The 12,586-nt window shown below is 55.1% G+C and carries 12 protein-coding genes; 7 read left to right on the forward strand and 5 right to left on the reverse strand.

Translation table 11 applies throughout. The features are described 5' to 3' along the window. The first annotated feature begins 88 nt into the window (after positions 1-88). The 3 genes from gatC to gatB are packed head-to-tail and all read left to right on the forward strand — an operon-like array spanning position 89 to position 3,388. Positions 89-385, forward strand: a complete 297-nt coding sequence (gene gatC, locus RDM26_RS03535) for an Asp-tRNA(Asn)/Glu-tRNA(Gln) amidotransferase subunit GatC (RefSeq protein ID WP_307737658.1) — start codon at positions 89-91, stop codon at positions 383-385. A 2-nt stretch (positions 386-387) separates the two neighbouring features. Then, positions 388-1,881, forward strand: a complete 1,494-nt coding sequence (gatA, locus tag RDM26_RS03540) for an Asp-tRNA(Asn)/Glu-tRNA(Gln) amidotransferase subunit GatA (protein WP_307737659.1) — start codon at positions 388-390, stop codon at positions 1,879-1,881. Between the two features lie 10 nt (positions 1,882-1,891). After that, entirely contained in the window at positions 1,892-3,388 is a 1,497-nt protein-coding gene (gene gatB / locus RDM26_RS03545; protein WP_307737660.1) for an Asp-tRNA(Asn)/Glu-tRNA(Gln) amidotransferase subunit GatB, read from the forward strand. 518 nt (positions 3,389-3,906) lie between these two features. Here the strand turns inward: gatB and RDM26_RS03550 are convergent. The 5 genes from RDM26_RS03550 to RDM26_RS03570 form a co-directional block, all read right to left on the reverse strand. Next, positions 3,907-4,338 (reverse strand): hypothetical protein, encoded by a 432-nt coding sequence (locus RDM26_RS03550; protein WP_307737661.1) that lies wholly within the window; start codon positions 4,336-4,338, stop codon positions 3,907-3,909. Between the two features lie 2 nt (positions 4,339-4,340). Then, a complete protein-coding gene (locus tag RDM26_RS03555) occupies positions 4,341-4,868 on the reverse strand; it encodes an O-acetyl-ADP-ribose deacetylase (RefSeq protein ID WP_307737662.1) in 528 nt (175 codons plus the stop codon). Continuing rightward, a complete protein-coding gene (gene msrA / locus RDM26_RS03560; protein WP_307737663.1) occupies positions 4,859-5,380 on the reverse strand; it encodes a peptide-methionine (S)-S-oxide reductase MsrA in 522 nt (173 codons plus the stop codon). Before msrA ends, RDM26_RS03555 begins: the two co-directional genes overlap by 10 nt. 318 nt (positions 5,381-5,698) lie before the next feature. Next, positions 5,699-5,965, reverse strand: coding sequence for a 30S ribosomal protein S20 (gene rpsT, locus RDM26_RS03565; protein ID WP_024058548.1), 267 nt, complete (start codon positions 5,963-5,965; stop codon positions 5,699-5,701). 338 nt (positions 5,966-6,303) lie between these two features. Further along, positions 6,304-6,735: a S4 domain-containing protein gene (locus RDM26_RS03570; protein WP_307737664.1), complete on the reverse strand. Its 432-nt coding sequence runs from the start codon at positions 6,733-6,735 to the stop codon at positions 6,304-6,306. A 224-nt stretch (positions 6,736-6,959) separates the two neighbouring features. Between RDM26_RS03570 and RDM26_RS03575 the strand changes: the two genes are divergently transcribed. The 4 genes from RDM26_RS03575 to hemW all read left to right on the forward strand — a co-directional run bounded on the left by RDM26_RS03575 (position 6,960) and on the right by hemW (position 12,585). Beyond that, positions 6,960-8,498, forward strand: coding sequence for an MsnO8 family LLM class oxidoreductase (locus RDM26_RS03575; RefSeq protein ID WP_307737665.1), 1,539 nt, complete (start codon positions 6,960-6,962; stop codon positions 8,496-8,498). 68 nt (positions 8,499-8,566) lie between these two features. Further along, positions 8,567-10,414 carry a translation elongation factor 4 gene (gene lepA / locus RDM26_RS03580; protein ID WP_307737666.1) on the forward strand — a complete coding sequence of 616 codons (1,848 nt, stop codon included), beginning with the start codon at positions 8,567-8,569 and terminating at the stop codon, positions 10,412-10,414. A 3-nt stretch (positions 10,415-10,417) separates the two neighbouring features. Continuing rightward, positions 10,418-11,284 (forward strand): tRNA (guanosine(46)-N7)-methyltransferase TrmB, encoded by an 867-nt coding sequence (trmB, locus tag RDM26_RS03585; protein ID WP_307737667.1) that lies wholly within the window; start codon positions 10,418-10,420, stop codon positions 11,282-11,284. Further along, on the forward strand, positions 11,281-12,585 hold the full coding sequence (hemW, locus tag RDM26_RS03590; RefSeq protein ID WP_307737668.1) for a radical SAM family heme chaperone HemW: 1,305 nt from the start codon (positions 11,281-11,283) through the stop codon (positions 12,583-12,585). Before trmB ends, hemW begins: the two co-directional genes overlap by 4 nt. Position 12,586 lies beyond the last annotated feature (1 nt).

Consider the following 12,586-nt stretch of genomic DNA (forward strand, 5'->3'; position numbering starts at 1 on the left):
TCAATCGACCGCTGCTGTCGCCTCGAGCCCGATGGGGGGTTTAGAGGCGTAATATGACCGGGAGAGCCGCGGGCATTAGACTGGGGCTATGTCGACAATTGATAGGGATGAAGTAGTGCGCGTGGCCGCTTTGGCGCGGATCGCACTCACCGATGAAGAAATAGACCAGTTCGCGGGGGAGCTGGGGCAGATCGCGGCGGCGGTTGCTACCGTCTCTGAGGCCGTAGGACCTGATACTAAAGCCACCTCCCACCCGATTGAGATGAGCAATGTACTCCGACCAGACGAGGTAGGACAGTGCCTTGACCGGGAGGAACTATTGTCCGGAGCGCCTTTGGCTGAAGATGGCCAGTTCCGGGTACCGCAAATCATTGGGGAGGAGTAACCGTGGAAGACTTTTTGAAACTTTCAGCCCTGCAGCTAGCGGAGAAGCTGCGCGCTGGGGAGCTGACTTCCGAACAGCTGACTCAGGCTTGCCTAGATCGGATTGAACAGTTAAACCCGAGCCTAAATGTGTTCGTGCATTTAGATTCCGAGGGCGCCTTAGAGACTGCCCGGCGCGTAGACAAGGCTCGCCAGAGCGGAGAAGAACTACATCCCTTAGCCGGTCTGCCGATTGCCTTGAAAGACAATATGGTTACCCGCGGGCAGGAAACTACTTGCTGCTCCAAGATTTTGGCTGGTTGGAAGCCTCCCTACGATGCCACGGTAGTTAGCAAAATCAAAGATGCGGGGCTCCCGATTATCGGTAAAACCAATATGGACGAGTTCGCGATGGGCTCGTCTACTGAGCATTCTGCCTTTGGGCCCACCCACAATCCTTGGGATCTTTCTCGGATTCCCGGTGGCTCGGGCGGGGGGTCGGCTGCGGCAGTCGCCTCCTTCATGGTGCCTTTAGCTTTAGGTTCCGACACCGGTGGCTCGATTCGTCAGCCCGGTGCAGTAACTGGCACCGTGGGCGCCAAACCCACCTACGGGGCGGTTTCCCGATACGGTCTGGTAGCTATGGCTTCCTCGCTAGATCAGATCGGTCCGGTGACCCGCACGGTGGCGGACGCGGCGGCGTTACAAGAGTTAGTGGGCGGGCATGACCCCTTTGACTCCACTTCCCTAGATGAACCGGTTCCGGCATTGCTGGAGGCAGTGCAGGAATACCAAGGTAAAACTGACCTCTCAGGGCTGCGCCTGGGGGTAGTTAAACAGGGCAGCGGAGATGGCTACGAAGAGGACGTAACCCGCACCTTTAACGATACGGTGGCGGCTTTGAAAGAGCGGGGAGCTACGGTTACTGAAATCGATATGCCTTCCTTTAAAGACGCCCTCGCCGCCTACTACTTGATTATGCCGGCAGAAGTTTCTTCTAACATGGCACGCTTTGACGGTATCCGTTTCGGAATCCGGGTAGAGTCGACCTCCGGGCCGGTAACTGCCGAAACCGTAATGGCGGCTACCCGCGAAGCCGGTTTTGGGGCAGAAGTTAAACGCCGGATTATTCTGGGTACCCACGTGTTATCTGCCGGGTACTTTGATGCCTATTACGGTAGCGCCCAAAAGGTACGCACCTTGGTGCAAGAAGACTATGCCAAGGCGTTCTCGCAGGTAGATGCGCTAGTGCTGCCTACTTCGCCGACTGTAGCCTTCAAACTCGGGGAAAAGATTGGCGACCCGCTGACCATGTACAACTGCGATATTGCCACTATCCCCGCGAACCTGGCAGGTATTCCGGCGATCAGCGTGCCGATCGGGTTAGATCATCAAGGACTGCCGATTGGTTTCCAGGTAATGGCGCCTCAGCGTGCCGACGCCCTTATGTATCAGGTAGCCCAGGCCGCAGTTGACGCCTGCGGCACCGATGTTCCGGCTGCTTGCCCGGTGAAGTAGAGGAGAAGCAATGAGCGATTTAATGAAATACGAAGATGCAGTAGCCGAATTCGATCCGGTATTGGGGTTAGAAGTCCATGTTGAGCTGGGCACTGAAACCAAAATGTTTGATAGCGCCCCGAACTCTTCACTGGGGGAACCCAACACTCGGGTAACCCCGGTCTCTGTAGGGTTACCCGGATCCCTACCGGTAGCTAACGAGCGGGCAGTGGAATACGCGATCAAGATTGGGCTGGCACTCAATTGCGAGATTGCCCCCTTCTGCCGCTTCGCCCGTAAAAACTATTTCTATCCCGACCTGGCGAAGGCCTACCAGATTTCCCAATTCGATGAACCTATCGCCCATGACGGTTATGTAGATGTTGAACTCGATGATGGGGAAATCTTCCGGGTCAATATTGAACGTGCCCATATGGAAGAGGACGCTGGTAAAAACACCCATATCGGAGGCGATGCCGGTCGTATCCAAGGTGCCGCCTATTCCCTGGTGGACTATAACCGCGCCGGGGTGCCGCTAGTTGAGATTGTTACTCGCCCTATTGAGGGCGCGGGGGATCGCGCTCCCGAGGTAGCTGCCGCATATGTGCGTACTTTGCGCGATATTTTCCGAGCCCTGGAGGTTTCCGAGGCCCGGATGGAACGGGGAAACGTGCGCGCGGATGTGAACGTGTCTTTGCGGCCCAGCCCGGATGCGCCCTTGGGAACCCGCACGGAAACTAAGAACGTGAACTCGTTTAAAGCCATTGAAAAAACGGTTACTTTCGAGATTCGCCGCCAAGCCAAGATTCTTTCTGAAGGTGGCAAAGTTATCCAAGAAACTCGTCACTGGCATGAAGATACTGCTACCACTTCTTCGGGGCGGGAAAAATCTGACGCTGAAGATTACCGCTATTTCCCGGAACCAGATTTGGTGCCGGTAGCTCCTGCGAAAGAATGGGTGGAAGAGCTACGAGCCAACCTGCCGGAACTGCCGGTAGCCCGGCGCCGCCGCCTGCGCGAAGAATACGGTTTCTCCGATATGGAAATGCGAGACGTGGTAAACGCGGACGCCTTGGATATTATCGAGGCCACGGTCGCGGCAGGAGCAGCGCCCCAGGCTGCGCGGAAATGGTGGATGGGGGAAATCTCCCGGATTGCCAAAGAAAAGAACCTGGGTCTTGAGCAGGTAGCGGCCAAGCCCGCCGATGTGGCGCAGCTACAAGACTTGGTTGACCAGGGTAAACTTAATGATAAGTTGGCTCGAAAGGTGATCGCCGGGGTACTGGAAGGTGAAGGTACCCCCGCCGAAGTTATGCAGGCGCGCGGACTAGAAATCGTACGAGACACCGCTGCCCTAGAGGCCGCAGTCGCCCAGGTGATTGCGGATAACCCGAAAGTGGTGGAGCAAATCAAAGGCGGAAAAGTTAAGGCGATTGGCGCCCTCATGGGTGGGGTCATGCGTGCCACCAAGGGGCAGGCAGATGCCGGTGAAGCTCGGGAAATGATCCTCAAGCAAATCAACGGCTAGTTCTCGTACTTTGCGCGAGGTGGTTACTCGCGGGGTACATGCGGGGGAGAGATTTTCCTCCCGCCCCTACCCACTTAGACCCGCACGTGCGGGGGCGGATTTTGCCTCCCCGCCCAAAAACTCGTGAAAGACCGAGGTCTTTCACGAGTTTTACGCCCGCCTAGCCTGCTCGGCATAAATCCGCCCTCGCACGCCTGCATGCCACCCGGGATTTTACTGCAGTTTCCTGAGCCTAGTGAAGTGGGAATAACCACGGAATACAAGCCTGTATAGTCCAATAGTTACGGTTGCGTTTACCTTTGTAGCGCGAAGAAAAGATTTATCCGAGTTAACCTGCAGACCGGTATTACCAATAGGAAGAAGCGGACGGCGAGAATGATCCGTAATAAGCGCGGAGGAGAGATTTTATCCGAGTGGGTGCGGTGGGCATAAGAATTTGGAAAACGGCGCTACGTTTTCCAAATTCTTGGGCGGGAGGAAAAATCTCTCCTTCGCGCATTTAGTAGCTAGTTCGACCTTCACTTTTTCTTGGGGGGAGTGGGGTTGGGAACCGAACCTTTCTTGGAACGCGGACGCACCATGGCTTGCAGTCCTTCGCCAGAGACCGCCAGCCAGTAGAGGTCAAACTGTCCGAAAGTAGCGCTGCGTAGCTGGGTGGGGTCAGCCACCGGGGCAAGCAAGCGGGCAATCACCATATCGGAAGCCCCTAGTTTACGTAGCAAGGCCGAAAAAGTTTTGAAACTTGCGGTTTTGCCAATCCCGGCAACCGCTATCGAGGAAAAATCGTCCTCACACTCGTACAAGGGGCGCTGATCTTGGGGTATGCATTCATAAAATGCTGCTTGTAGAGCCTGCCGTGAGGCCTCGCTATTATGGCTACGCCGGTAACGTAAAATCGTCCATCCCGCGACAATCCCGACGATAACTCCCAATAGTATCCAAAGCGCCACAACTATCCCTCGAAAGCCGATAGTGTCTGCTGGTAAACCTGCTGATCCTCGGGGCTAAAACAACAGATAATTATGGAGTTTAGGGTAGAGGGAGAGACGGAAAAATCTTTGATTTGCTCTATGGCAATCGCGGCTGCCTGCGCTATGGGGAAGCGGTAGACCCCGGTTGAAATCGAGGGGAATGCTATTGAACGACAATGGTTCTGCGCAGCCAGGTGTAAGCAATTGCGCCAACAAGTCGCCAAGAGCTCGGCTTCCCGACTGCCTCCACCATGCCAAACCGGCCCAGGAGTATGTATCACGTACTTGGCAGGTAGGTTATAGCCCCCGGTGACCTTAGCTTCCCCGGTTCGGGCTCCGCCTAGGGTGCGGCATTCTTGGAGCAGACCGGAACCGGCTGCGCGGTGAATAGCCCCGTCTACACCGCCTCCTCCCAGTAGGGAAGTGTTTGCCGCGTTGACAATCGCGTCAACATCCAGCGTAGTGATATCCGCTAAAACTACTTCTACCTGCAGTGTTCCTAATTGCATTTCATTAATCCGTTATCTTTGATCGAGCAGTAGCCGAAGGGATTCTTTTCTAAGTAGCGTTGATGGTACTCCTGTGCCGGGTAAAAGGCGGGAAGTAGGGAAGCGCTAGCGATTTCGGTGACTGGCTCGGCTCCATAAAGGTCGCGGATTTGGTTTCTAAGATCCAAAAGTACTGTCTGCGCTGTATGCTCTTGATCCGCCGTAGTGGGGAAAATTTGGGAGCGGTATTGCGAACCCACATCGCCGCCCTGACGGTTAAGGGTAGTGGGGTTGTGGTGGGAGAAAAATACCTCTAGCAGCTGGCGGTAACTGATCTGTGCAGGATCAAAAACCACTCGTACCGTTTCCGCGTGACCGGTAGTGTCAGTGCAAACCTGCTGGTAACTTGGGTTTTCTAGGTGTCCTCCCATGTAGCCGACTTCGGTTTGCTTCACCCCGTCTAGTTTGGAAAAAAGGCGTTCTGCTCCCCAAAAGCAGCCCATTGCAAAATAAGCGGTTTCGGTATTTCTCATGGTTTCAGTATAGAGGGCGATAAGATATTACTCCCGGTAGCAGGACGCCAGTTACTCCAAGAAAGCGTCAGTGACCGGAATTAACTGCGGATATTTGGGACTGTGACCATTCTCGGAGGAGCGTCCTCAGCAGTGGAGTTCTACGGGACTTAGCCCACGGATGCTTCCCGAATCCACCCTAAGCGCCGGAAATAGTATCCACAATGGATGAGAGGCTGGCAGGGCGCGGAAAATAAAAATATCTCACCGCATGCGGTGAGATATTTTTCAGGTAAGACTCTATCGGGATCTTACCTGGTGCCAAATGCCCTCGAAGAGTTACTTCTCCATAGAGTTAACTAGCTTCGCCAGCTTCGACTTGCGGTTAGCCGCCTGGTTGCGGTGAATAATCTTCTTTTGCGCGGCGCGATCCAGCTTCTGGCTGGCGAGGCGCAATTCAGATTCGGCTAGCTGGGCATCGCCAGCAGCCACCGCTTCGCGGGTACGACGTACCAGCGTCTTGAGCTCGGACTTTACCGAGCGGTTGCGCAAGCGGCGCTTTTCATTCGTACGAATACGCTTCTTCTGAGACTTAATATTTGCCAATTTTTCACTCTCTATGAGTATCCAATATGCGGTCTAGAGGGCTGAGCCGGATTCGGACTGGCGTGTGGGGCACGCTGGCAAGAAACCGGCAAGACTAAAGCCGACCGGGGCTAAAGTCCGCGAATCAGTCTAGCAGGCGCGAGCCTTAAGACGCTAAATAATTCGGGGGTGGTAATCAAGTTCACTTCTGCGTTTCGTCTCCGGAAAGGTCAGGGCTACCTCGAGCGCTTCGGTGGAGACTCTCCTGCCATCCTTGACAAAGCCGGCACCCAGTGAGGATCTCGCTAAAGTGTGAGCCTCAGCTACAAGATTTCCCGGCTAACGCCCAAAGGTTACCGCTAGCGACGTCCCTGGTTAGAGCGGCGACCTCTCAGGCGGTCTAATTGGCGACGTTCTTTTTTGGTTGGCCGGCCGGATCCTGGTTCCCGACGCGGTAGCGAGGGTAGAGACAGCTTTGGTAGGCGCTCGGGAGTTAAATCTTCATAGGCTAGGCGAGCTAGGGGATAACTTACTCGCCGCTCGAGTAGCTGCTTGACCTGTAATATGTGGTCGAAGCCTCCGATCCGCACCACTACTTGGTCGCCGAGACGAACCGGAGACGACGCCTTAGCACTCTTGCCATTGATCTTTACGTGACCAGCTTTGCAGGCTTTAGCCGCTGCCGAACGGGTTTTATACTTGCGTACCGCCCACACCCAAATGTCGGCACGCACCGAGGTGATGCTAGCGGCGGCGCCTGCTGCGCCCTCGTTATTATCTTCCATCCCCATCTAGTTTCAGCCGCTCCTAAAGTCACTAAGTCCTACATATTCCGATTTTTAGCGCGGTTTTTTATTTTTCATTCTAAAGGTTAGCGCTTCTAGTCCCCTCAGCGGGCGTAATTAGCGTAACCTAAGAGAAGATGATTATTGCCCCCGTGAGGGGTGTTGAGGAAAGGAATAAATTGGTACCTAATCCAATTCCCGCTGCCAAATTATCCAACGGGCGGGTTCCTTTGAACATTTTGGAGTTGGCGCCGCTTTCTACCGGGATGACCCGGAAAGAAGCCCTGGACACTTCGCTAAATCTGGCGAAGAATGCTGACCGTTTGGGCTACACCCGCCTGTGGGTAGCAGAACATCACGGTTCGCAAGTTTTCATGTGTTCGGCTTCATCGGTGATAATCACCCGCGCCTTGGAAAACACTACTCGTCTGCGGGTAGGTGCCGGCGGGGTGATGTTGCCTAACTGGGCTCCACTTACGGTAGCGGAAACCTACGGAACTCTTTACACCATTTACGAGGGGCGGGTTGATCTAGGATTAGGCAGGGCTCCCGGAACTGATCCAGCTACGGCTCGGGCGCTACATCGCGGCTCTAGTGAGCCAGCTTATTTCGAGGAGGATCTCGAGGAGCTCGCCAGCTACCTGTCAGATCAAAAATCAGTGGTGCACTCCGGGGTGGTTTCAGGTGCGGAAGCCTCGATTCTCGGGATTGAAGTTATCGGGGTGGATCGCCCTTACACTCGGGTACGCGCGATTCCTGGCGAGGGTACTTGCATCCCGATGTGGATGTTGTCTTCGTCCTCTGCGGGCGCCAAGGTTGCCGCTGACCTGGGAATGCCCTATGTGTTTGCTGGTCACTTCGCTCCTTACAATGTTGATGAGGCTATCGAGATATATCGGCGCGAGTTCAACGCGAAATCCCCGACTGCCATGGTGGATCATCCGGTAGTGATGATGGGGATGAACGTGATGTGTAACGAGGACGAAGCGGAAGCAAAGTACCAGTTCACTACGACCCAACAGGTTCAGGGTAATGTGCTTTCCGGGCGGCCGGGAACGCTCACCCCGCCCACGGATGATCTGGATGCGACTTTGGGTGAAAAGCTCGCCGATCGGGTGCGGGCATTGCCCTCTATCCACGCGGTCGGCACCCCGGAGCAAGTAGTAGAGAAGATGGATTGGGTTTCCCGTAAGTACATGGTAGATGAGATCATCACCGTTACTCACGCTTACGATCCCCAAGTACGCATTCATTCTCTAGAACTGGTAGCTAAAGCCTGGGGCTTGCCGATACTGCCAGCCGAGGGGGAAGCTGAAGAAGCGGAGCAAACACCTCCCACCCCGGAACCAGAAGTGGTAGAAATTGCGGAGGAAGAACCGGAGGAAAAGGTAGCGCCTAGGCCTGGAGCGTCGCGTAATCGCTCGGCAGTCTATGGGCCGGTGCACCGCAGTGACAGGAAAAAGCCGGCATTAAAGAACTCTGGTGCGACAAGCTCTGTGGCAGCCTCTTCCGATAGTGAGGATGCGTCAGCAAAGGCTAATGCTTCTAAAGCAGCGCCTGTTAAAAAGCCTGCGGCCAAGAAACCTGCCGCGACTAAGAAACCTGCCGCTAGGAAAACTGCGGCAAAGACCTCCACGAAAGCAGCCGCTAAACCTAAACCGGCAGCAAAGCCGGCAGCGAAGTCCGATGTTGCTAGTGAGCAAGCGACTCCCGCAGCAAAACCAACTGCTCGCACCCGTACCCGGCGTAAGCCGCGTCCTCGTAGTTAGGGGTTTGCGACTTAAGGCAATAGGATAACGCGAGAAGACAGCGGGATTTTAATAGGAAGATAATAGTATTGGCTAGTAGCGAGCGGGATTTAGGGATTTCCCCCGGTAATACGGATCCCCAGCAGATTCGTAATTTTTGTATCATCGCCCATATCGATCATGGCAAGTCTACGCTGGCTGATCGGATGTTGGGGGACACCGGGGTGGTCTCGGAACGAGATATGCGCGAGCAATATCTGGATCGGATGGATATTGAACGCGAACGCGGAATCACGATTAAATCCCAGGCAGTGCGCATGCCCTGGCAGGTGGGGGACACTCACTATGTGCTGAATATGATTGATACCCCCGGTCACGTGGACTTTTCTTATGAGGTGTCTCGTTCACTAGCTGCTTGCGAAGGGGCGATCTTACTAATCGATTCTTCGCAGGGGATTGAAGCGCAAACCCTAGCGAATCTCTATCTGGCGATGGAACATGACCTGGTAATTATTCCGGTACTTAATAAGATTGATCTTCCGGCGGCGCAACCAGATCGTTGTGCGGAGGAAATCGCGGGACTGTTGGGAGGATCCCCCGAGGAATGCCTGCGGGTATCAGCCAAGACCGGTGAAGGGGTGCCGGAGCTCCTGGATCGGATTGTAGCGGAGGTTCCATCCCCTAAGTCCAGCAGTAAGGAACCGCGTGCCCTAATTTTTGATTCCGTCTACGACACTTACCGCGGAGTAGTGACCTATGTGCGGATGATGGATGGCAGCCTTAAAAAGGGTCAGCGGGTAAAAATGATGTCCACTGGTTCTGAGCATGAGCTTTTAGAGATTGGGGCTATTTCTCCGGAGCCTACCCCGGCTGCTGGGTTAGGGCCGGGCGAAGTGGGTTATTTGATTACTGGCGCTAAGGATGTGCGGCTATCTAAAGTTGGTGACACGGTAACCAGTGCCAAGGATCCGGCCAGTGAGATTCTTCCCGGCTATCAAGAACCTAAACCGATGGTTTATTCGGGGATCTATCCGGTAGATGGTGATGATTTCCCGGATCTGCGAGAGGCGTTGGATCGGCTGCAGTTAAACGATGCGGCGATTACTTTTGAACCCGAAACCTCTGTGGCCTTGGGGTTTGGATTTCGCTGCGGGTTTTTGGGGTTGCTGCACCTAGAGATCGTGAAAGAGCGCCTGGAGCGGGAGGCTGGACTATCGATTATCGCTACTGCCCCCTCGGTGGTTTATCGCGTCACTCAAGAGGACGGTACGGAACTAGAAGTGACCAATCCTTCCGAATATCCGGATGGGAAAGTCATGGACGTGCAAGAACCGGTAGTGGAAGCTACGGTTTTGACTCCAAATGACTATGTAGGACGCATCATGGAGCTTTGCCAGGGCCGGCGGGGCACCTTAGGGAAGATGGAGTATCTATCCTCTGACCGGGTAGAAATGCATTATCGTCTGCCTTTAGCGGAGATCGTGTTTGACTTCTTTGACCAGCTGAAATCCCGGACGCGGGGCTTTGCTTCCTTGGATTATCACGAGGCAGGTACCCAATCTGCTGACCTGGTGAAGGTAGATATTTTATTAAACGGCGAGGGCGTGGATGCCTTTAGCGCCATTGTGCATCGGGATGCGGCCTATGCGTATGGGGATAAAATGACGCGGCGGCTAAAAGAGTTGATTCCCCGCCAGCAATTCGAGATTCCAGTGCAAGCGGCAGTGGGTTCGCGGATTATTGCCCGGCAAACTATTCGAGCGCTACGCAAAGATATGTTGGCGAAATGCTATGGCGGGGATATTTCCCGCAAGCGCAAACTTTTAGAAAAACAAAAGGCAGGAAAGAAACGAATGAAAGCAGTGGGCGCGGTGGAAATCCCGAACTCGGCTTTCATCGATGCCATAACCCAAGATGCTCCCACGGGAAAGGGGTAAGTCATGAGTGAAGAACTATCTGAACGCGAGGAAGCTGCAGCGGTACCAGGTTCTCAGGCGGAACTGACGGTGGGTGAAGCCGGAGGCCAGACCTCCGATTTTGACCTGTCATCTCCGGAAGGGCGCTATCTGGCCAGGTCGAAGTCTTTTGTCTCCCGGGCGCGCCAGCTTAGCGATTCTTTACAACATACTTGGGACGCCCATGCCGGTGACTATGTAGTAACGGTACCCGTCGGTGCCGGACATACCGCGGTGGCCGAGGATGCGAAACCCTTATCGTTTAAACGTCTCTTTGATCGCAAAGCGCTGGTGCGCCTGGAAATTGGGACGGGTAACGGCGATCAGATTGTGTCGGCGGCGGTATCGCATCCTGATCGGGACTATATCGGGTTCGAAGTTTACCGTCCGGGAGTAGCGCAAACCGTGTCGAAAGCGGTTAAAGCCGGGGTGGATAACCTGCGGATTATTGAGGCTGACGCGGCTCAAGCTTTACCGATTCTATTTGAAGAAGCCTCCTTGGATGAGGTGTGGACTTTCTTCCCGGATCCGTGGCGCAAAACCAAACATCATAAACGGCGTCTCGTGCAGGCCGAATTTGCGCGAACGGTGGCGCGAGTACTGCGTCCCGGGGGAGTATGGCGCCTGGCCACTGACTGGTCGGATTATGCCTTCCAGATGCGGGATGTTATTGAGGATTCCCCCTATTTTGAGAACCCATATGCGGGGGTTAATCCCCATGAGGAAGACCCGGATCCGGGTCGCGGCGGTTTTGCGCCGCGTTGGGAAGGGCGCGTGATGACTAAGTTTGAGCGGCGCGCAATCGATGCGGGACGGGAAGTGTTCGACTTGGTGGCACAGCGGCTTTCGTGAGTGGCACCTCCAAGCTAAAAGAGCTTTTTTCGGCTGCTTATGAGGGCGGATGCTCACAGCTCCCTGCAGTAGCGAGAGAGAACGCGACGCGGCTCGATGTGGGGCGGCAGGCGACCGACTTCGCGGTCTATATACATGTGCCTTTTTGCCGGGTGCGCTGCGGGTACTGCGACTTCAACACCTATGTGAAAGATTTTGGAGCGGGTGCTGACCGGGCAAGCTACCATGATTCGGCGCGTAAAGAGCTGGCGCTGGCAGCCCAGTTTTTGCGCGAGCATAAGCTGGTTCCACCCCCGGCGTCCTCGGTTTATTTTGGAGGCGGTACCCCCACCCTGCTAAGCGTACGGGCGCTTCGGGAAATCCTGGAGGAAGTGGTAAGTACCTGGGGAATAGCTCCGGGCGCCGAGGTTTCGATTGAAGCTAACCCGGACACGATAACTGACCAGGTGGCGCGGGAGCTAGCCGCCAGTGGATTTACTCGCGTGTCCCTGGGAATGCAATCGGCACTGCCGCAGGTATTGGCCACTTTGGAGCGGACTCATCGTCCGGAAAATCTTCCCCAGGCAGTAGCGGCGCTGCGCGGCGCCGGCCTCGCGGTATCTTTGGATTTGATTTACGGGACTCCGGGGGAGTCTTTAGCTGATTGGGAAGCTTCGCTGCAGGCAGCCTTGGCCTTAGAAGTTGACCATATTAGCGCCTATTCTTTGGTGATTGAGCCGGGCACGAAAATGCATGCCCAGGTGGAGCGGGGACAACTGTCTCCGATTGATCCCGATGGCCAGGCGGAAAAATATGAAATGGCGGACTCGCTGCTAAAAGCAGCCGGTTTCGAATGGTACGAGATCTCCAACTGGGCAAAGCGGCTAGAGGCCGAAAAACTTCCTAGCCCGCAGATTCCGGATGCTACTTATTTAACGAATGTATCGCGGCACAACCTGGCTTATTGGCGGGACTGGAATTGGTGGGGGATCGGGCCGGGCGCGCATTCTCATCTCGGTCAGGTGCGTTGGTGGAACTGGAAACATCCCCGCGGCTACGCTAGTCGCGTAGCCGCGGGTGACCTTCCAGTTCAAGATGGGGAGGTGGTCGCGGTGGCCAGTCGGGAATTGGAACGGATTATGTTGGGGCTGCGTACCGCTGCGGGAGTAAAAAGTTTGCGGGCAGAAGAACGATCCCAGTTACCGGCGCTGGTGGCGGCGGGATATCTTGAAGAAGCGGCGGCGCGCCGGGGCGAGGCGATATTAACTTTGCGGGGGCGTTTAATGGCTGACTATGTTACCCGCGAACTTCTGGGCTGGTAAG

It is taken from the genome of uncultured Varibaculum sp., assembly GCF_902489465.1.
In the GTDB taxonomy this organism is placed as follows: Bacteria; Actinomycetota; Actinomycetes; order Actinomycetales; family Actinomycetaceae; genus Varibaculum.

What these genes read in the sequence shown, in the direction of transcription:
- gatC (WP_307737658.1), top strand. Translation starts at nt 89, where the DNA reads ATGTCGACAATTGATAGGGATGAAGTAGTGCGCGTGGCCGCTTTGGCG.
- gatB (WP_307737660.1), top strand. Translation starts at nt 1,892, where the DNA reads ATGAGCGATTTAATGAAATACGAAGATGCAGTAGCCGAATTCGATCCG.
- RDM26_RS03555 (WP_307737662.1), bottom strand. Translation starts at nt 4,868, where the DNA reads ATGCAATTAGGAACACTGCAGGTAGAAGTAGTTTTAGCGGATATCACT.
- msrA (WP_307737663.1), bottom strand. Translation starts at nt 5,380, where the DNA reads ATGAGAAATACCGAAACCGCTTATTTTGCAATGGGCTGCTTTTGGGGA.
- RDM26_RS03570 (WP_307737664.1), bottom strand. Translation starts at nt 6,735, where the DNA reads ATGGGGATGGAAGATAATAACGAGGGCGCAGCAGGCGCCGCCGCTAGC.
- trmB (WP_307737667.1), top strand. Translation starts at nt 10,418, where the DNA reads ATGAGTGAAGAACTATCTGAACGCGAGGAAGCTGCAGCGGTACCAGGT.